Genomic DNA, 20,388 nt, shown 5'->3' with positions numbered 1-20,388 from the left:
TTAATAAATTATTTACTATTTATAGTTTATAGGGTGAATAATTGTACTATTTATCCAACTAAATTTAGTTAGCAACTTCGCTAATAAATTTAATCCTCATAATTCGTAATTCATCTTCTGAATAATCTTCTCCAAATTCATCCAACAAGACGGACATTTTATCACTTTCAGACTCCATCAAAAAATCTATTATTTCGTCTTGTTGCTCTTCATCCAATAATTCATCTACATAGTAACCAATGTTTAGTTTAGTTCCTTGATAAACAATACTTTCCATTTCATTAAGTAAATCATTGATTGTTAAATCTTTTGCTTTTGCAATATCTTCAAAATCCAATTTCCTATCCGTACTTTGAATTATGAATACTTTATGGGACGATTTATTGGCTACTTGCTTAATGACTAAATCATCAGGACGTTCAATTTCATTTTCTTCAACATATTTGGCAATATATTCAACGAAATCTTTTCCAAATTTCTTTGCTTTACCCTCTCCTACACCAAACACATTGGAAAGTTCTGAAAGGGTGGTCGGATAATGTAAAGCCATATCTTCCAAGCTTGGATCTTGAAAAACAGCAAACGGAGGAATTGCATTTTTCTTGGCAACTCTTTTTCTGATATCTTTTAAATCATTAAATAATTTTTTATCTAATGCATTGCTACCCGCCGCTTGAGGAGTAACAATTGGAGTTTCCATTTCTTTTTCAAAATCAACATCCTCGGCTATTAAAATTTCCTTGGGATCATTAATAAATGTTTTACCTAATTCAGATAATTTTAATAGTCCGTAAGTTTCTATATCTTTAGTAAGAAAATTATGGACAATAGCCTGTCTGATGATGGATTTCCAAAAATTATCCGATTTATTTTTACCAAAACCAAAATAATCTTCAAATCCCAACTTATAGGATTTGGTAATGGCTGTTTCTTTTCCAACAGCTACATTAACCAGATCTTTTAATTTTAATTTTTCTTTCGTTTTTTCAACTACGGTAAGGATTTGTTTCATTTCTTCCGCAACATTTACCGTTGTTTTCGGATTCATGGAATTATCATCCATTTTTGCTCCCAAGCCATTTTTTTCGTCAAAATCTTCTCCAAAATAATGAAGTAAATATTTTCGTCTGGACATGGATGTTTCCGCATAACCTACCACTTCTTGTAAAAGCTGTAAGCCTACTTCTCTTTCGGAAACAGGCTTGGAAGCTAGAAACTTTTCTAATTTCTCAACGTCTTTATAATCGTAGAAAGCAAGACAATAACCTTCTCCTCCATCCCTTCCTGCTCTTCCGGTTTCTTGATAATAACTTTCTAAACTTTTGGGTATATCATAATGAATCACAAAACGCACGTCCGGCTTATCAATACCCATTCCGAAAGCTATGGTTGCACAAATTACATCCGTTTCCTCCATTAAGAATTTGTCTTGATGGGCTGCTCTGGATTTACTGTCTAATCCGGCATGATAAGGCAAAGCGTTTATTCCATTGACTTTTAATAATTCAGCTAATTCTTCTACCTTTTTTCTGCTTAAACAATAGATAATTCCGGATTTACCCGGATTGTCTTTTATATATTTTATAATTTGTTTTTCAGGATTTATTTTAGGTCTGATTTCATAATATAAATTCGGCCTGTTAAAAGAAGATTTGAAAATTTTAGCATCTGTCATTCCTAAGGTTTTTTGGATATCATCCTGAACCTTTGGCGTTGCTGTAGCCGTCAGGGCTATTATAGGTGTTTTACCGATTTTTTCAATTATGAATCGTAAATTTCTGTATTCAGGACGAAAATCATGTCCCCATTCAGAAATACAATGCGCTTCATCAATCGCAAAAAATGATAATTTTATAGTTTTTAAGAACTCTATATATTCTTCTTTGGTTAAAGATTCGGGAGCTACATAAAGCAATTTGGTTGTCCCGGATAGTATATCATCTTTAACTCTTTTTATTTCTGTTTTATTTAATGAAGAATTAAGGACATGTGCTATTCCTTCACTTGAGGATATACCTCTGACAGCGTCAACCTGATTTTTCATTAAGGCTATTAAGGGAGAGACAACAATCGCTGTACCCTCTAATAATAAGGCAGGTAACTGGTAACACAAGGACTTTCCGCCACCTGTAGGCATCAATACAAATACATCGTTGCCGCTCAACAAATTCGTAATTACTTCTTCTTGCGGCCCCTTAAATGAATTAAAACCAAAAAATTTTTTTAATAATTTAGGCAAGTCTTTTTCCAAAGATTTCATTCTTAAACTTTAGTTTTTTATTAAATTTGCTGTTTATTAAATTAAATATACAACAAATTTCTTAAACAAAAAAAATTATTTATTTTGGATGATCAAATGATTTTAAAAGCAGGCAAAGATACTATTTTATTTGAAACAACCGAATTACAATCCTTATATAATCGTTTAGGTGATGATTTTGTTAAAGCGGTACGTTATATACTTGATTCTAAGGGTAAACTTGTTTTGTGCGGAGTCGGAAAAAGTGCACATATAGCCAATAAATTAGTAGCCACCTTTAATTCTACCGGAACACCATCACAATTTTTACACGCTGCCGAGGCGAAGCATGGCGATTTAGGTATTATTTCTAAAAATGATGTGGTCATCTGCATTTCTAACAGCGGTACTTCCTCAGAAATTCAAGAAGTAGCACCTTTTCTTAAAGAATATTCTTCGGTATTAATAGCCATGACCTCTAATAAAAATTGCTTGTTGGCAGAACTTGCTGACGTGGTTTTAGATACTCAAGTGGAAAAAGAAGCTGATCCTAATAATCTGGCACCCACCACTTCCACTATAGTACAATTAGCTATGGGGGATGCTCTTGCAGTCGCCTTACTTCAGGCTAAAAATTTCACTTCTACCGATTTTGCAAAATATCATCCGGGAGGAGCTTTAGGTAAAAAACTGCTTCTAAAAGTGGAACAATTGGTAAAACCTGACCGAAAACCTGAAGTTCAATTATCTGCTCATCTTAAAGAAATTATCAATTCCTTAACGTATTCATCTTATGGTATAACTGTCGTTATTGAGGATCATAAGGTTAAAGGAGTAATTACCGATGGAGATGTAAGAAGGACGTTAGCTAAAGATGTGGATTACAATCAAATTACAGCTAAAGATATAATGTCTGTTACACCTAAAACCATTCAAAAAAATGAATTAGCCAGTGTTGCTTTTGAAGAGCTTAAAAATAATCAAATAGGTCAATTAGTTGTACTTGATGGAGAAAATTATGTTGGTATTATAGACCTGCATACTCTTTTGGATAATGGATTTAAATAATTTTATTTAAATTAGAATCTTCTTTATTTAACTAAAAAAATTCAATGGCTCAAAAAAAAGAGAATGATAATGCGAATATGCCGTTTCTTGCTCATATTGGCGTTTTAAGAAAGCATATTTTACGATCTTTAGTGGCTATATGTTTAGGGGCATGTTTCGTTGGATATAAAATTCATTTTGTAATGGACCATATTATATTCGGTCCGATACATAAGAATTTTTTGACCTTTAAACTTATGAATTTTTTCGGTCGGATCTTTGGTTCAAGTGATGTATTTAACATGCCCGACGAATTTCCCATCCAAGTGCGTAAAATTTTTGAGCAATTAAATACAGCCTTTTATGTGTCTATTGTTGGAGGCTTTATATTAGTATTTCCTTATGTTATTTATGAATTATGGAAATTTATTTCTCCCGGACTAAAACCAAATGAAAAGAAAAATTCTTTGACTTTTTTTATATCAACTTATTTTCTCTTTATTCTCGGATGTTGTTTCGGTTATTTTTTTGTTACTCCCCTGACGATGCACTTTGGTTATTTTTTTAATATTTCCGAAACCATTAAAGTTAACATTGATCTGTCCAGTTATATACGAATTTTATTACAAACCGTATTAGGAATGGGCTTGATTTTTTTATTGCCTGTTATTGTATATGTTCTTACCAGTATCGGTATTTTAACTCCAAATTTCTTAAAAAAATACAGAAGACATGCCTTGGTTATTATTTTAATAATTGCCGGATTTATCACCCCCGGTGATATTCCTTCAATGCTCGTTGCCTCTTGTCCTTTATATTTATTATATGAAGCCAGTATATTGGTTTCTTCCTTGGTTTACAAAAGAAATAAAAGTGAAGCTTCTTAATTACGAAATATTGTAAGCATTTGAGATTCTAATAATCTAAAAATCACTTAAAATACTTTTAACTTCATCTAAATAATAATTGCCGAATAAAATAGAATGAACCAGCAAAGGGTATAATTGGGTAAAGGGTATACGTTCTTCCCATCCTTTTTCTAATGGGTATTTAGAATTGTAACCTTTATAAAAATCGATGGAAAATCCTCCAAACAGGCGGGTCATGCCCAAATCCATTTCTCTATGTCCATAATAAACGGCCGGATCTAAAACCACCGGATTACCGGTATCTGATATTAAGAAGTTGCCACTCCATAAATCTCCATGGACTAGTGAAGGAGTTTCTTTAGGAAAAATATCATCAATTTGTTGATAAAAATTTTCTGCCGCTCGTACTTCTTGATTAGTTAAAGCATTCATATCAGTCAATTTTTTTATTAAGGGTTGTAAATGATATTGAGCATAGAATTCACCCCATGTAGACGCTTTAGTATTTTTTTGAGGTAAACGTCCCACATAATTATCGCTACTGAATCCAAAAAACGGTTGAGGAATTTTATGCATCGAAGCAAGAGATTTTCCAAAATTTTCCCATATTTCTTCATTGGCTTCCCCTTTGGAAATTAATTCGAGAATTAAATATTGCTCATTTCCACTATCATCTATTTTGATAATCTTAGGGGTTCTTAACGTATGGGTTTCCTCTATAGATTTTAGTCCTTTTGCTTCCTCTCTAAGCATTCCGGGAAATTCTTTTGTACTATTGGTTTTCATAAAAAAATTTCCCTCCTCAGATTGTAAAACGTATGACTTATTTGTGTCTCCTCCCGAAATAGGTTTATAAGTAGTTATCTTAATCGGTAAACGTTTCAGTATATTTTGTAGATTCATGTTTGATTTTTTATAATTTAAAATAATGTTTATTAATAATATCAAAAAATATACAAAATTGTATTACTATTTTATAATATTCTAACATACTAATATATCAATATAAAAAACAAATAAAACTTTAAAATAATTGGATACATGCAACAATTAATACTCAACTAACTTTATTTATTATATCATTTTTTATATAAATATTGATTTTTATCGATATATAAATTATAAATAGCTAATTTTAAATTTTATTCTAATAAAAAATTACTAATTTTGAAGAAACTAATTTTATACTCTTTTACATTTACTTTTCCTTAAAATCTGAACACTTTTAGTCAACCCTAAAATTTTAAGAATTTATGAAAAAAAAGATTATTCTATTAGCACTATTTTTAATAACCTCATTAAATATTTATACTTCTTGTAATAAAAAGGATTCATCGCATAAAATTGATCCTTTATCTGCAGCCGCTTCAATGACAAAAGAAGATATTCAAAAATCCAAAGAGGAAGAGATTGCTAATCTTCCTGAAAATACTTTTATAGTAGAGGGAGATGATGCAATGCAATTTAATATACACGAATTAAAAGCAAAAGCAGGAAAACCCATTACCCTTACACTTAAACATGTGGGCAAAGCTAGTGTTAAAGATATGGGACATAATATAGTAATTATAAAACCGGGTACCAATTTTAATGATTTTGCAAATCGAGCAGCTAAGGATGCGGCTGATGATTATATTCCTAAAAATGATCCGTCAATTGTTGCCCATACCAAATTGTTAGGAGGAGGTGAACAAGATACGATAACCTTTACAATTAATGAAAAAGGAACTTATGAATATTTATGTACATTTCCCGCGCATAGTGCGACAATGAGAGGTAAACTTATCGTAGAATAAATTTTTAACTTTTAAAATAAAAAAAACAGGAATATACTTCCTGTTTTATTATTTTATATAAAAATTAAATCTATTTAATTTTTGGCGCTTGTAAATAAAAATTATTGGCCGTTTTTAATATATATTCCTCATTTATATCCGAATAGTCTATGCAGCTGACTTGAGAATTTACATTGTCATTATATAATTGGCGATACACATTGGATCGAACAAATGGATAATATTTTCCTTTTTTAACTAATAGCATTAACACCGTTAATAAATCTTTATCATTTTTATCTGTTGAATTATAAAAATCCACAAGAAATGGTATGGACTCAATAGCATTAATTTCCAATAAAGCTTTTTTAAAGTTGAGACCCATATATTGATTTTTTAAAGAGGTTTCACGTATAAATTCTTGAATATTTTTTCGATATTGTTTTAAAAACTTTTTTTGTCTTGCACTCCATTTGGGATCATTAACCGAAGTAGGCAGCTTTCCGAAAATTTTATTTTCCTCATAGATCGCTAGGGAATCCATATCTTCGCTTGAAGATTTAATTTCGGGATAAATCATAGTATAGGTAAATTTTTCTTTGATTGTCAATTTATCAAAATCTTTTTCCGATAAGTACCTATCATTATATTCATTTGATTCAGTATCATTGATTGATGATAATTTTGAAATCAACTTTTCAATTTTTGATAAATTATAAGATGGTATTGAATTTTTTAAACGTTCTTCTTGATTTATACTTTTTATATTAGTTGAATCAATCGAAATGTTATTTTCAGTTTCTTGAGCAATATAAATATTAAAAATCAATAGAATAATAAGTAAAAATTTTTCTCTCATAAGCGCATATAATATTAGTTTTTTTCATAATAGTAATCAGTGTTACATTAAAAAGCAATATAAAACGCTCGAAACATTTTATATAAAAACTCGCTTTTAATAGTAATGTTTTAGAGTAAATCTTATGGATACTGATTTATTCTCTCAAATACCTTGCAATATAAACAATAATTTATCATAAATAGCAATTTATTTTCATAAAATAGAATAATATTTGTCATATAATTAGCATTTTGAAATGAAAAATTAATAATATATAAATATTCAATTTATATTTTTTATATAAAAAAAATCATTTACAAAATTTTATAATATATAAAAATGATTTTTACTGCTACAATTCTTTTTTAAATTTTAAAAACTAAATATTTGATATAGAATATATAACTATATCAAATAAAATAAGTAAATAACATAAAAAGGAGAATGATATCAATAATATTTGATTTCATTCTCCTTTTTGGTATATTAAGTGAATATATTTATGATTCAATTATTAATTCTTCAATAAAATACAATGTTCAATATATTATTTAAATTTTATTTATAATGGCTTGAACGGAGTACTTGAAAAAATGTAATAATAAGAATTATTTTAAATTAGATTTAATGATATTTTGTGATCTTTCAGGACCTACAGAAACTAAATATATCTGAACTCCAAGAAAATTTTCAATAAATTCTAAATATTTTTTAGCTAAAATAGGTAATTCTTCATAAGAGGTAACCTTTGAGATATCTTCTTTCCAACCGTCTAAATCTTGATAAATAACTTCATAATTTGCTAATTCTTCAATAGTAGACGGGAAAATATCAGTTATAGTTCCTTCAGGCGTTTTATAGGCGGTTCCCACTTTAATTTTATCAAAATCACTTAATACATCCAATTTGGTTATTACTAAATGCGTAATCCCATTAATCATGCATGAATAGCGTAAGGCTACTAAGTCTAACCAACCGCAACGACGTGGGCGTCCGGTTGATGCCCCATATTCGTTACCTATTTTACGTATAAGTTCTCCTGTTTCGTTTTCCAATTCTGTAGGAAAAGCCCCGTTACCAACTCGTGTACAATAAGCTTTAGATACTCCTATTAAATTTTTTAAACTGGTTGGTGGAACCCCTGCTCCTACGGTTGTACCTCCGGTAGTTGGAGACGACGAAGTTACATAAGGATAGGTTCCGAAATCTATATCTAACATAAGTGCCTGAGCACCTTCAAACAGAACATTTTTATCTTCTTTTATTGCATGATTTATTTCGTATTCTGAATCTATAATGCGATTTTTAAGTTTTTTTCCAAATTCAAGATATTTTGTGTAAATATCATCAAATTTTAATGGTTCTTTGTTAAACAGCTTTTCAAATAAAACATTTTTAACGTTAAGATTTTCCTTTATTTTAGTTTTTAAAACTTCAGGATTTAATAAATCAATGGCTCTGATCCCTGTTCTTGAAATTTTATCTTCATAACAAGGTCCTATCCCTCTTTTGGTTGTTCCAATTTGAGAACTTCCTGCAAATTCTTCTCTATAGGTATCAAGTAAAATATGATACGGCATAATGATATGAGCCCTGCTGCTGATAAAAACATGATCGGTATTTAAACCTCTTTTTTCAATTTGTTCTATTTCATTGAAAAAAGCTTCAGGATTTACTACCACCCCATTTCCTATGATACATTTTCCTTTACATTGAAGAACTCCGGAAGGCAAAAGATGTAATACAAATTTATCTTCTCCTACGTATACTGTATGTCCTGCATTATTTCCTCCTTGATAGCGTACTACATAATCTGATTTTTCCGCTAAAACGTCTGTAATTTTTCCTTTTCCTTCGTCGCCCCATTGTAAGCCGACAACAACATATGTTGACATATATAGTTTAATTTATAATAGTTTTATTATTTTATAGAAATTACTTAAAAATAGCAACTCTTTTTGCAAAATTAATTGATTATTATTAATAGCTGCTATTTTACTTAAAAAGTAATTGACATTTTATTACCATATATTAAAATATGAGCTTATTAAAATTAATTTATTTAAGCATCTTACGGATCATTATTTATTTAATGATGGTATATCTGCAAAAAATCACTTCTTCTTAACAAGCTCATAAAAGAAATTTTATTTTACCGTAATGTTTTTAAGAATTTCCAGTAAGAAATCCCAAAATTTTTGAACCGATGATATACTAACTCTTTCTTTAGGAGAGTGGGCACCTTTAATAGTTGGCCCGAATGAAATCATATCCATAGATGGATATTTTTCTCCAATAATTCCACATTCCAATCCTGCATGACAAGCCTGAACAGAAGGTTTCTCCCCGTATTTTTTTTCATAAATACTTTCCGCCAGTTTTAATATTTCTGAAGAGGGATTTGGCTTCCATCCGGGATATGAACCGGTTAATTCAACTTTCATTCCTCCTAACTGTAATGCAGCTTCAAGTGACGTTGCCACCCACATTTTAGAACTTTCAACTGATGATCGCGTTAAACATTGTATTTCAGCCTTTCCTTTTTCCAATTTTACTCTTGCAATATTATTTGAGGCTTCTACTAATCCTTCGATATCCGGGCTCATTCGAAATACTCCGTTAGGAGCAGCTTGTAGACTTGAGATAAATTTTTTACTGTCTTCAATGCTTAATCCTTTTTCTACATGGTCTATCTGAGAAAGATGAATAGTCAGATTGCTATCTATACTACTAAATTCTGATTTGATCTCTGAATATAGATGATTAAATTGTTCTTGTAATTTGCTTTCAAATTCAGAGGATATTGAAAATATTGCAGAAGCTTCTCTGGGTATAGCATTTCTCAAGCCTCCTCCATCAACAGAAATCAATTGAATATTAAATTTTAAAAAATCATATAAAAAACGGTTTAATAACTTATTAGAATTACCTAAACCTTTATGAATTTCCATTCCGGAATGACCTCCATGTAAACCGGACAAATTAATTTGGTAAGTTTTAGAATTTTTATTGATTTCTTTTTCTTCATAATTTGCTTTAGCCGTAACATCAATTCCTCCCGCACAACCTATGTCAATTTCATCATCTTCTTCTGTATCCAAATTAAGCAAAATATCTCCTGATAATATATCTTTACTTAATTCAAATGCTCCGGTTAAACCGGTTTCTTCGTCAATGGTAAATAAAGCTTCTATAGCCGGATGTTCAATATCTTTTGAAGATAAAACACTCATTATGGCAGCGACTCCTATTCCGTTGTCTGCCCCTAAGGTTGTACCTAATGCATGAACCCAATCACCTTCATAAGTCATTTGTATTCCTTGGGTTTCAAAATCAAAATCTACATCATTATTTTTTTGGCAGACCATGTCCAAATGGGATTGTAAAACCACCTTTTTTCTATTTTCATATCCCGGAGTTGCCGGTTTTTTTATTACCACATTTCCACAGATATCTTCAATAGTTTCTAAATGTAAAGATGCTCCAAAGTCTTTAATAAATTTGATAACTTTTTCTTCTTTTTTAGAAGGTCTTGGTACGGAGTTCAAATCTGCAAAATGATTCCATATAGACTCGGGTTTCAATTTCTTAATAGTGTTGTTATTCATATCTTATCTTATTAAGAGGAATTTTTATTGAACAAATTTCGCTTTTTTAATATAATATGTTTTAAGTTTTAACATTTGTTATTAAATATTTTTGAAAAATATCATTACATATTATCTAATTTTTAAAATAATAATTTACATAAAAAACTAATATATTAATTTAGATAAGCAAAATTAACATTATTATAAATATTAAAAATATAATATGACTGTTTTACTTTCCAGCTATTTCTTTAGCTAAATCTTGAACTAATTTTAAGTTTACTTAAATATACATATGATTGATTAATATATTGTAAGAAAATATATTTTTTAAAAAAAACTTATTTTTAATATCAAAATCTAATTTTAAATATTATTTTATCATAATTTAATTTTTTTAATAAATAATTTAATATATTAGCTAAATATTTCAATATTAATATTTCTATTAAAGTATAAAAACAATTATTAATATATAATAAAAATAATTTTTAATATTAAAATTTATAAATATGTCAGCATTTTTAGCTAAATTAGAATTGGACGGAATAACTTATACAATATTAGAATGCGATTATTTTTTCCACAAAAAAACAGACAGTACTTCAAAACCTACAGGTGAAACATCGGGTGGAGAAATAAATTTGAGTATAGAAAGCAACGGAAAAACTGATTTTGTTGAATGGGTTTTATCGGAAGACAAAACTAAAGACGGTAAAATCATTTTTTATCGTCGAGATGGAATGAGTAAGCTTTATGATATTGAATTTGAAAAAGCTTACTGTCTAGATTTTAAAGAAATCTTTAATTCAACAAATTCTTCTCCCATGAAAATAGATTTTACAATATCATCACGTACACTAAAGTTTAATTCTAAAGCAACTTATGAAAAAAGCTGGAAGATCTCATAATTATTTAAAGTCAAACTAATCCCCAAAAAAATCATCCCATGAATATATATCGTAGCTCTACTTTAGGTGAATCCTTTAAAACCTATGCAAAAGTTACTGTTAATGGAGTGGAAATATCACGAGAAAATCATATTCAAGTGAAAATCAAGCAAAAGTTACTAACCCATAATTATTTTGAAATATTATGTCCAAGTGAAGCCTTTAGCGAAAAAAACAGTTATCCTCTTACCAATAGCCAAAATCTGCACTATTCCTATTTTTCCGTACATTTGATTCGATTTAAAGAAACTACGGCGATATTTCAAGGTGTTATTACGGGGGTTGAGCATCGTCTTCAGGATGGATATCCTTATATACTTTTGACTGGAGAAGCTACTACACAGCTTATGGATGAAAACATAAATTGCCAAACCTTTATTAACAAATCTCTGAAAGAAATAGTAACAGCGGTTACCGATAAATATAAAGATAATCGCTTACAGGTACTTATATCTCCCGAAACTACGGAAATCCTGCCTTATACAGTATGCTATAACGAAACCGATTTTCAATTTTTAAAACGATTAGCCAAGCGATACGGTGAATATATGTATCATAATGGAGAATATTTTGTTTTCGGAAAAGGTAATCAACTAAGGACTGAAATATCCGAAGGAGAAGATTTTCAAGAATATTCCTTAAACGTAATCAGTAAACCTCAACATTTTATCCGTCAACGATATGATTTACGTAATGATAAGGTTATAAAAGAAGAATCAAATCAACTGTTCTATCCCGATCAAAAAAATCTTTTTCATGTCAAATCAGTTCGAGCCTCTGAAAAATACTCCATACAACCGCAAACGGGTTATTCTGCTCCCGATTTATTCTATGGGGATGCTCAACAATTAGAAAGAGCCGTACAGCGTAAAAAACTAAGTCACGAATCAACCATTATAGCCACAACTAAAACCGATAATCCTCATCTCCGTTTAGGCGATACCATGCAAATGAATGCATGGACTAAAGAAAATAATAAATTTCAACCCATCGAAAGCTACCGTATCACAGAAATCGAACACAGCTTTACCGATGAAGGATATACCAATCATTGTAAAGGTATTCCTTTTGAGCAAAAAATAGCCCCTTATTTAGATGAAAATGCATATCCGCATATCGATAATCAAATTGCGATTGTGGTTGACAATAACGACCCCGAATCTTTAAACCGACTAAAAATTCGCTTTTATTGGCAACAAGAACATGAAAGTACCTTGTGGGTTCCTTTAATGCAAGGACATTCGGGAGGTGGACAAGGAGCGCATGTTATCCCGGAAATCGGACATATAGTATGGGTGGATTTTCTCGGTCATAATGCCGAAGCTCCTATAGTTCTAGGTAGTCTATACAGTGGAAGTCAGAAAAGCGGGTTTCATACAAAAAATAATGACTTGAAGGTATTTCAAACCCGAAGCGGAACTAAACGTATTGTCAATGATGCCGAAGGAAGTATTTTGGAAGAAGATAAAGAAGGCAGTTTTATAAAGTTTGAAGGCGACGGTAACGTTACTTTGAACGTAGTAAAAAATCTTACAATCACGGTTGGTGAAAATGTTAATTTTAATATAATTAAAAATAATAATTTGAGTGTAGGCGGTAACCATAAAACAAAAGTTTTAGGTTCAACTCAATACAACATTGCCGGAACTGCCGATATTGATGTTCAAGGCGATTTATCCATGCATACCGATAAAGATATGATTTCTAACAGTTACAGTAAGATAGAAAACCAAAGCGTAGGCAATATTATAAATAATTCACAAAAAGAGGTTAGAAATAACAGTATTAATAAATCTAATTTACATTAAAAACTGAATCCCAAAAACAAAAGTTATGCTATATATAAAAGTTGGTGGAATTCTACGCCGTACTGCTAATGGAGAAATTAAAAATTTCGCTAAAGACGACATAATTGATTCGGCAGATGAAGTAATAACAAATGCAAGTGAAATAAAATTTGGCAAGGCAATGCCACATCCTGATATAGAAATCCCGTTACCTTTGGCTTGCATAGAATTCTTGCCCGGAGAAGGACCTGATCCCTTAAGTCCTTCTACTACCGGTGAAGCAAAAAAAATGGAATATCAAGGACAATTCGGCTTTGATTTTTTTCGAAAGAAAAAATCAGTATATAAAGATGAAAAGTCCTTCTTTGATAGTCTCCCTCTTGATACGGAAACAGGATATTACAGTGAGAACGGAGCTTTTAAACAATATAAATCCGCTAGAGATCAATATGAAGCCTTGTGTAAGGAATATAAAAAGCATTTCATTGCTTATCGAACGCAAAAAGAAATAACTAAGGGATGGGAAAGCGAAGGATGGACATATTACATCCCTTATATGACTTTGTATTCGAAAGAATATGTGGAAAGTATAGATTCCGAATATAAACCTGTTTATGAAGCTTATTTATCCATGATCATTGAAATTAAAAAAGATATTGATCAATGGAAATTTGAATATGATACCAGTCTCTTTAAACATTCTATTGAAATACCTTTAGAAATAAAAAAATGCCAACCCACTAAACACGGTTGCAACTTAAAAATAACCTGTCTGAAAGATTTTGACAGCGAACAAGAAATACGGGTCTATGCCTATCCGAAAGGAAGCAATGAAAAAAATAAATTAGAACTAGAAAGCATGAAAGAATTAGCAGGAGTTATTAAGGTATTGCCCAATTCAGCCAATCATCGAAAAAAAGTAAACATTTTAGCCGTACAATTAAAAACGGATGTTGATAATACACAAGGAAAAGTGGTACAACAAGGAGAATTTTATAAAGATCAAATACAACGATTCCACTATATGTTTAATCAAGCCTATATAGAACCGCAAATCAGATTCTATACAGCAGCAGATGGCAGTAAGTTTCTAGACCTAACTAAGGATGGAAAATTTAAATTAAACTCCTATTGTATTGATAATAAAGGCTTTGTAATTTATAATTCAAAAATTAGATCGGCTTATCAAAATTATTTAGACAGATTGATTAGCAAAGAAATTAAAAATGACGATATCATTTTATATTTTTGGGGATTGTGTCACCTATATGAACGAGGTGATACAATTCCGGGAACAAGAAGAAGCTTTATTTTTAGAGATAAAAATTTTAAAAATGGATTGCCTAATCGCTCACCATATTGTGATACACCTGCCCATGAAGCTTTTCACTCTCTTAATTTAGTGCATACTTTTTATCAAGTTGACAATAAAAATATTAGTCTTAAACACCAAAGATATATGTTTAAAAAAAAATCAACTCGTAATATAATGGACTATAGTAAGAAAAGGAATTTTCTATATAAATGGCAATGGGATTTAATCCGCCAAGAAATTCAATAAAAAATCATGAAAAAGTTACTTATAATCCTAATTTTAATCATATCTATGACAGCTCCCGTCTACTCTCAATCCATGAAGGATTTTGACCTTTATACAAAAACGTTTGACTTAAAAACATTCAAAGCAAAAAGCATTGATGGTGATAATTATATTTATTATTTAAATAATAATATTTGTGTTTATCAACACGTACAACCAGATCATTATATCAGTGAAGTTATTGATCAAGAAGGAAGTCCTTATAGCGTTGTAAGAAGATATTATCCTAATGGAAAATTATTTACAACGGTTAGAAAATTTTACGACTTTAATATCGGAAATTTAGATGTTTATGATAAAAACGGTAATCGTGAAGAAGGTATTAATTATGACTATCTGTATTCTTTTACGGTAGACGATTTAATCCAAAAAATGAAATCCTTATACAGCATTGATTTAAACGTTATTACTGAAGGAATATCAGTAAGTAAAGCTCATACTACGGCAAAGAAAAATATTGAACCTTTGTATACCGTGTATTATCCCATAATTGAAAAAGATTCCATTTATCGAGACGGGGCTATAGTTCAAGATCGAACCTTCTATATAGACGGAAGTAATGGAAAGGTAACGATAGAAGATTACGTTGAATTAAATAGTTATTCAGAAACAGAAGGGGAAAAAAAAGGTTTATACGTAACCGCTCGGTATTATGAATTCAACGAAAAATGGAGACCTAAAAAAATCACTGAAAAAAAATTATACTTCAAATATGGTAAAAAATATTTACCGGAAATTTTGGAAGAAAAAAAGATTTTCGAATCATACAGCCAATAAGGAAGGCAACCAAATTTATGTAATAAAAGCTATATAATAGAACAGTAATGTAAATGTAAAGAAGATTAAGAAATGATAATTTAAAATTATTTGCTTATGAAATCTAATGGATTCTTCTTAGACGAAAAGAACTTTTCCACAAATAAACCAACTAGTGAAATTCATGTAAGAGTTAATAAACCCGAAGGAAAAGTGCGTTTACATTCTGAAAATTCACTTCCTTTACACCCACTAAATGCAAGAGTCTATCGAGTAGACCTACGGTTTGCAAATGAAAAGCAATCGTTGGGATATGAAGTAAAGGTAAAAACTAAGCCCCTTTCTAACCGAAGTGTTGCTATAAAATATAAAAAAAACTACTTCTTTACAGACGGCAAAACGCCTAACCGATTGATTGATCAGTTAGCTATTGAATGCACCCGTATTTTATATCCTATAGGAATAACTGTTAATTATGATACGAACATAAAGCGAATTAACAATTTAGCAGAAATAAAACAGAAGTTCGAACAACAATTACCGACAATTCAAAGAAATTATAAAGGCAATAATTTTGTAAATTATATTCAAGAAATACAAAGATGTCTTGCAGATCCTAACTTATTTAATCAACGGCTACTGCATAAAGACCTCTTTTTAGCCCTTTATACTCATCCCCTTTATCAGTCATACCCTCAATCAAGAGAGCTGGAAAGTAACATAATGGTACATGTTCCTGATGTAAGTTATCCTTTAATGTTTACAGGTAAGTTGAAAATCGATGAAAATTATAACTGCATGAGAGGGTTTTATATCCATTTTCAAGGAAGTGCTACTTCACTATCGGGGCAAGTATACGAGCTTTATGTAGAATACAATATGGATTATATCGATTACACTATTAAAGATATTTTAGCGGAGGTGAAAACCGTTATCGAAGATAACAAAATAGTACTTTATAAAATGACTTGTTACCAGTTAAGAGAAGAAGAGTCTTCTTCAAAAGAAAAGCAATTACAACACGTTCACAACATTCAAAAACAGAAAGAAAAAGAACAAAAAGAGGAAGAAAACTATCAAAAATATATGAAAAGCCAACGTAGTTGAATTAGCAAGTTATTTAATCTATAAATCCAAATGCAAAACAAAAACTAAAACACAAAAATTTCAACAATGGGAATAAAATATTTAGTTCAAGGTGCTATATGTGCCTGTAAATATGGCAATAGTACCGATGAACTGTTGGTTAAAACACAAAATATACTTTATCTGAATGATAGTAACAGCACGAAAAAATTAGCAGCTACTACAACCGATGTAGGCACAACATTTAAAAAGAATTGTTTCGGAGGATGTGCAAAAAAACCGCACCGTGCGCCGTGTTCCGTACAAGTAACTCAATGGAGTAGCGAAGAATCCACGCAAAAAATAGAAGGAGCCGGAAAACTGTTAACAGAACAATCCAAAGCAGGTTGTCCTTTGGGCGGACAAGATTGTATCAGTGTAGTACACCACGGTCAACAAGCCGAATTATCACAACAAAACCTTGAAAATACCCCGAAGGAAGTTCACGAGCAAATCAATCCCCTGACCTCATTAAAACTAACCCATAGAATACTAACGCTAAAAGCCAAATAAAATGTCTAAAGGTATTAATCGAATCATTATCTCTGATGAACATATAAGCAACGGACAAATTATAAAGTTTCCACAACTTTTGAATGGTTGTGAAGTATATGGTTTGATAGCTAATGGAAACTGGGTTACCTTATCCGTTGAAATGGATGAAAAAGTATTTTTAGATGTTGAAGATAAAGTAAAAAATAAGCAAATACACAGCGGTATTAAATGGGTATACGGAAAGGTATATAATTTACAGAAAGGAGGAATTAGTTGGCACGGATGGTATACAGATACCAACAGAAATAATAAAAAAGATGAAAACGAAGAATGGGTAAATAACAAACCCGTTGAACAGATATCGAAAATCGATTTACACAATGTTCAAGGCAACTATACGATACAAAAAACCATTCAGATAAAATTTGACAACAAACCGTACGATACGCCTGCCTTGTCATGGGTAGAGCCTTTTTTAATTCATCCTGAATTACATTTCAGTAAAAAACCTAAAGGTATTTTTATTGTTCCGATTGCAGAACCAAAAATTTATCGAACGGATCTTCTAATAAATAATTCTCCTTTCGATAGAAAACTTCAAATACCTTTACCCAAAACAGAAAAAGAATCACAAGAAAACGAAAATGTAGTTTACTACGGAGAAAACCTCATCATTTCTGCCCATGTTTGTACTTTACTGATTCCTGAATCTGCTGAATTTACAGTTATAATTGATCAAAAAGTACAACATGGATCTAATAGCGGATTTTTAGGGGTTAAAATTGATAGTTACAAAACAATCTATGAGAAAAAAGTAAACGGATTAAAGCCCGAAAATGATAATTTTTGGAGTGAAGATCTTGATTATGAGCTAGTCTCATACCTCTCCCAATATTTTAAAAGAGCAGAACTTTTGATACCGTTAGCCATAGATAAAAAACCTGAAGATCAAAAAGAAAAAACTAAACGTACCTTCTCTGTTACTCTTAAACACATTTATCAAGCATATAGCGCAACTAATACAGATTTAAAAAAATTATATCCGATACAACAGGGGTATTTAACCATTGGTTATACCGATATGGAAAATTTGCTGGAGATACAAAATAAAGAAGTCGATGAATATGTGGAAAAGGCAGGGGATGTACTTTTGCAACCTAACGGAGAGCCTTGCCATTATACATGGATAAAAGCACATAAAGAAGACGAAGAGATAACCTTATTTGAAGAAAAAAAGGAAGGAATAAAATTTGATCCGATTGAAATTGGTCTAATAACAGGAGATGTAAATCCTTATCTGTTAACTTTAAGTACTAATCTAAAAACCGAAGAATGCAAAACACAACAACACACCAAAGGGGCAGACAGCGTATTTTATTTTCCTGCTAAACTATCTTCAGAAAAACAAGGCATTAAAATTCAAAAAATCGATTACAGTTCCGTTGATTTGCTTATCCCCTATAAATACATACGTGATCATAAAGCCTTAGGTATGGTTAATATTTTTCCTTTTAACTATTTTTGGTTAAACGAAAAAGATGTCCAAAAACATGTGGTAATGGTAGATACCTGCCGATACACCATACCCGTAAAAATTAATGTATACCCCGATATTGAATGGGAAATTGCATTTGTTTTAACAGCAGGATTACAGATCGAAGGCTCTATTACACGAGAAAGAAAAGTTTTGAACTGGTATCATCAAAAATTCGGTTTTAGATATATAAAAAGAGAGTTAAATATTGAGGTTACCGATTCAGCTAAACTTCAATATGATTTAGCAGTTTGTTACAGTATAAATGGAAAACCTCATAAATACGGGCTAAAAAGCATTGAAAAAATAATTGAAAATGCTAAATATGCCTACGATTCAGTTTCACTCAGTCTTAAAGATCTTAATCCTTCGACTGTTGAAAAAGGTTACAAGAACTACGGTTTAGAATCAGGAACATTAAGTAAAATAGATTTCAGCATAGACCCACCTAATATAGGTTTTGCCTTGCGTTGGCAATTTGATGAAAGCCAAAGCGGGCAAATGGCAACAGTTTATAAAGGAGGAATAGCTTTACAACCGTTAATCGGTATTGCGATAGGGATTGATTTAATCCCATTTATAGGCAAGATTCCTTATGTTGGAACGGTGTTCTTATGGATAAAATCCATAGTCGAAAAACTATCAGAATCAGAAATATATATTACTTTCGAAGCTTCAATGGAGGTAAATTGGGAAGGCAGTTGGTCATACAATACTATAGATGGTTTTGACAATGCAGGTGAGCAAGAAGCTAAAATCGAAGTAGGTATAAAAATTAAGGTGGGTATAAAACCAAGAGGTACAGTAATGGCTACCTCAACTCAACCAGTAAAATTAAAATGGATGGTAGATGGAGAGGCTGGAACTTCCTTTGTTTTTACTCAAAAAATCGGCTATGATAGGCAAAAAAGCGCTCAATATAAAGAATCTTCTGTTATTTGGGGAGGGGCTAAAATAACGATTAAAATATACGAACTAGTATTAAGCAAATCATATAACTTATATAAAGAAAACACATTAACATTATTTGATGAAAGAGAAATTTATAATTCAGGAAAAGAATACATTGAAGCTACTTAAAAAACTTATTATTTGTATGTCAGTATTTTTAATGATCGGATGCAATCAAGCCCAACAGCCACAAAGTTCTAAAATCATCAGTGGAAAACCTTTTGATATTAGACACCTCGATTTTTCCGTCCCTATCGATACTCTTTTGTCTGAGTTTAAGGGTAAATACTACAAAGAACCTTTAGGAAAAATGACATCTCCTGATGATGATGAGATGATTGGTTATACTTATATTTTAGTTCGATTAGCTGATGAAGATTATTATTTCTACAAAAAAAATGTCAAATTAGATAGGATAATAATCATCACTGATTTGAACGGTACTATCTATTCTTATACAGGAGAAATAAAGGCACCTACGAAATGGGTTAAAAGTGCAATAGAAGATTTTCACGAAAAAAACAGCCAATATTTAGAAGATAATTTAATGAGTGAGAAAATGGAAAGAGAGTATCGAGAAAAATTTGATTTACACTATTACTGCTATCACTTACCCGATCGATACTTAAGTACGAGCATTCAAATTAACGATTTCGATGACCGAGATACTATGGTTGGCTGGATTAGGGGAGAAAATCCAATTGAACCAAAAAATGAATCACTTAAAGCTCAAACAGGAGCATATATGCGTAAAAATTAGTTTATAGTAAAACAGAGAAAAAAAATTAGAAAGGTGAATACATTGAAATTAATACCTAGAATCATCATT

General features: G+C 30.7%; 16 protein-coding genes. 11 read left to right on the top strand and 5 right to left on the bottom strand.

From position 1 onward, the window contains the following. Positions 1 to 64: 64 nt before the first annotated feature. Positions 65 to 2,260 carry a DNA helicase RecQ gene (recQ, locus tag G8C43_RS01550; protein WP_166003631.1) on the bottom strand — a complete coding sequence of 732 codons (2,196 nt, stop codon included), beginning with the start codon at positions 2,258 to 2,260 and terminating at the stop codon, positions 65 to 67. 84 nt (positions 2,261 to 2,344) lie between these two features. Between recQ and G8C43_RS01545 the strand changes: the two genes are divergently transcribed. Continuing rightward, a complete protein-coding gene (locus G8C43_RS01545) occupies positions 2,345 to 3,307 on the top strand; it encodes an SIS domain-containing protein (protein ID WP_410488965.1) in 963 nt (320 codons plus the stop codon). A gap of 44 nt (positions 3,308 to 3,351) precedes the next feature. Then, positions 3,352 to 4,173 carry a twin-arginine translocase subunit TatC gene (gene tatC, locus G8C43_RS01540; protein ID WP_166003627.1) on the top strand — a complete coding sequence of 274 codons (822 nt, stop codon included), beginning with the start codon at positions 3,352 to 3,354 and terminating at the stop codon, positions 4,171 to 4,173. Positions 4,174 to 4,209: 36 nt separating this feature from the next. On the opposite strand, the gene G8C43_RS01535 is transcribed toward tatC, so the two are convergent. Continuing rightward, positions 4,210 to 5,058: a fructosamine kinase family protein gene (locus tag G8C43_RS01535; protein WP_166003625.1), complete on the bottom strand. Its 849-nt coding sequence runs from the start codon at positions 5,056 to 5,058 to the stop codon at positions 4,210 to 4,212. Between the two features lie 350 nt (positions 5,059 to 5,408). On the opposite strand from G8C43_RS01535, the gene G8C43_RS01530 reads away from it, so the two are divergent. After that, positions 5,409 to 5,951 (top strand): plastocyanin/azurin family copper-binding protein, encoded by a 543-nt coding sequence (locus G8C43_RS01530; protein ID WP_160556583.1) that lies wholly within the window; start codon positions 5,409 to 5,411, stop codon positions 5,949 to 5,951. 70 nt (positions 5,952 to 6,021) lie between these two features. Here the strand turns inward: G8C43_RS01530 and G8C43_RS01525 are convergent, their stop codons facing one another. The 3 genes from G8C43_RS01525 to G8C43_RS01515 all read right to left on the bottom strand — a co-directional run bounded on the left by G8C43_RS01525 (position 6,022) and on the right by G8C43_RS01515 (position 10,379). After that, on the bottom strand, positions 6,022 to 6,789 hold the full coding sequence (locus G8C43_RS01525) for a hypothetical protein (RefSeq protein ID WP_166003623.1): 768 nt from the start codon (positions 6,787 to 6,789) through the stop codon (positions 6,022 to 6,024). Positions 6,790 to 7,379: 590 nt separating this feature from the next. Then, positions 7,380 to 8,666 carry an adenylosuccinate synthase gene (locus tag G8C43_RS01520; RefSeq protein WP_166003622.1) on the bottom strand — a complete coding sequence of 429 codons (1,287 nt, stop codon included), beginning with the start codon at positions 8,664 to 8,666 and terminating at the stop codon, positions 7,380 to 7,382. 252 nt (positions 8,667 to 8,918) lie between these two features. Further along, positions 8,919 to 10,379 (bottom strand): aminoacyl-histidine dipeptidase, encoded by a 1,461-nt coding sequence (locus G8C43_RS01515; RefSeq protein ID WP_166003620.1) that lies wholly within the window; start codon positions 10,377 to 10,379, stop codon positions 8,919 to 8,921. 494 nt (positions 10,380 to 10,873) lie between these two features. Here G8C43_RS01515 and tssD point away from each other — a divergent pair, with 494 nt between their 5' ends. From tssD to G8C43_RS01475, 8 genes are all read left to right on the top strand, one after another. After that, complete coding sequence (gene tssD / locus G8C43_RS01510; RefSeq protein ID WP_166003618.1) at positions 10,874 to 11,272, top strand: type VI secretion system tube protein TssD; 399 nt, start codon at positions 10,874 to 10,876, stop codon at positions 11,270 to 11,272. 38 nt (positions 11,273 to 11,310) lie between these two features. Next, positions 11,311 to 13,119 carry a type VI secretion system Vgr family protein gene (locus G8C43_RS01505; protein WP_166003616.1) on the top strand — a complete coding sequence of 603 codons (1,809 nt, stop codon included), beginning with the start codon at positions 11,311 to 11,313 and terminating at the stop codon, positions 13,117 to 13,119. Between the two features lie 25 nt (positions 13,120 to 13,144). Next, the gene (locus G8C43_RS01500) at positions 13,145 to 14,659 is read left to right on the top strand and encodes a hypothetical protein (protein WP_166003614.1); all 1,515 of its coding nucleotides are present in this window, start codon (positions 13,145 to 13,147) and stop codon (positions 14,657 to 14,659) included. A 6-nt stretch (positions 14,660 to 14,665) separates the two neighbouring features. Next, a complete protein-coding gene (locus tag G8C43_RS01495) occupies positions 14,666 to 15,475 on the top strand; it encodes a hypothetical protein (RefSeq protein ID WP_166003612.1) in 810 nt (269 codons plus the stop codon). Positions 15,476 to 15,571: 96 nt separating this feature from the next. After that, positions 15,572 to 16,561, top strand: coding sequence for a hypothetical protein (locus G8C43_RS01490; protein ID WP_166003610.1), 990 nt, complete (start codon positions 15,572 to 15,574; stop codon positions 16,559 to 16,561). A 66-nt stretch (positions 16,562 to 16,627) separates the two neighbouring features. Next, positions 16,628 to 17,092, top strand: a complete 465-nt coding sequence (locus tag G8C43_RS01485; RefSeq protein ID WP_166003608.1) for a PAAR-like protein — start codon at positions 16,628 to 16,630, stop codon at positions 17,090 to 17,092. A 1-nt stretch (position 17,093) separates the two neighbouring features. Next, positions 17,094 to 19,688, top strand: coding sequence for a hypothetical protein (locus G8C43_RS01480; RefSeq protein ID WP_166003606.1), 2,595 nt, complete (start codon positions 17,094 to 17,096; stop codon positions 19,686 to 19,688). Positions 19,689 to 19,704: 16 nt separating this feature from the next. Continuing rightward, on the top strand, positions 19,705 to 20,319 hold the full coding sequence (locus G8C43_RS01475; protein WP_166003604.1) for a hypothetical protein: 615 nt from the start codon (positions 19,705 to 19,707) through the stop codon (positions 20,317 to 20,319). Positions 20,320 to 20,388 lie beyond the last annotated feature (69 nt).

Source organism: Apibacter sp. B2966 (assembly GCF_011082485.1).
Classification (GTDB): Bacteria; Bacteroidota; Bacteroidia; order Flavobacteriales; family Weeksellaceae; genus Apibacter.
The sequence above is the reverse complement of the archived record's forward strand: the minus strand, read 5'-3'. Positions and strand labels throughout refer to the sequence as shown.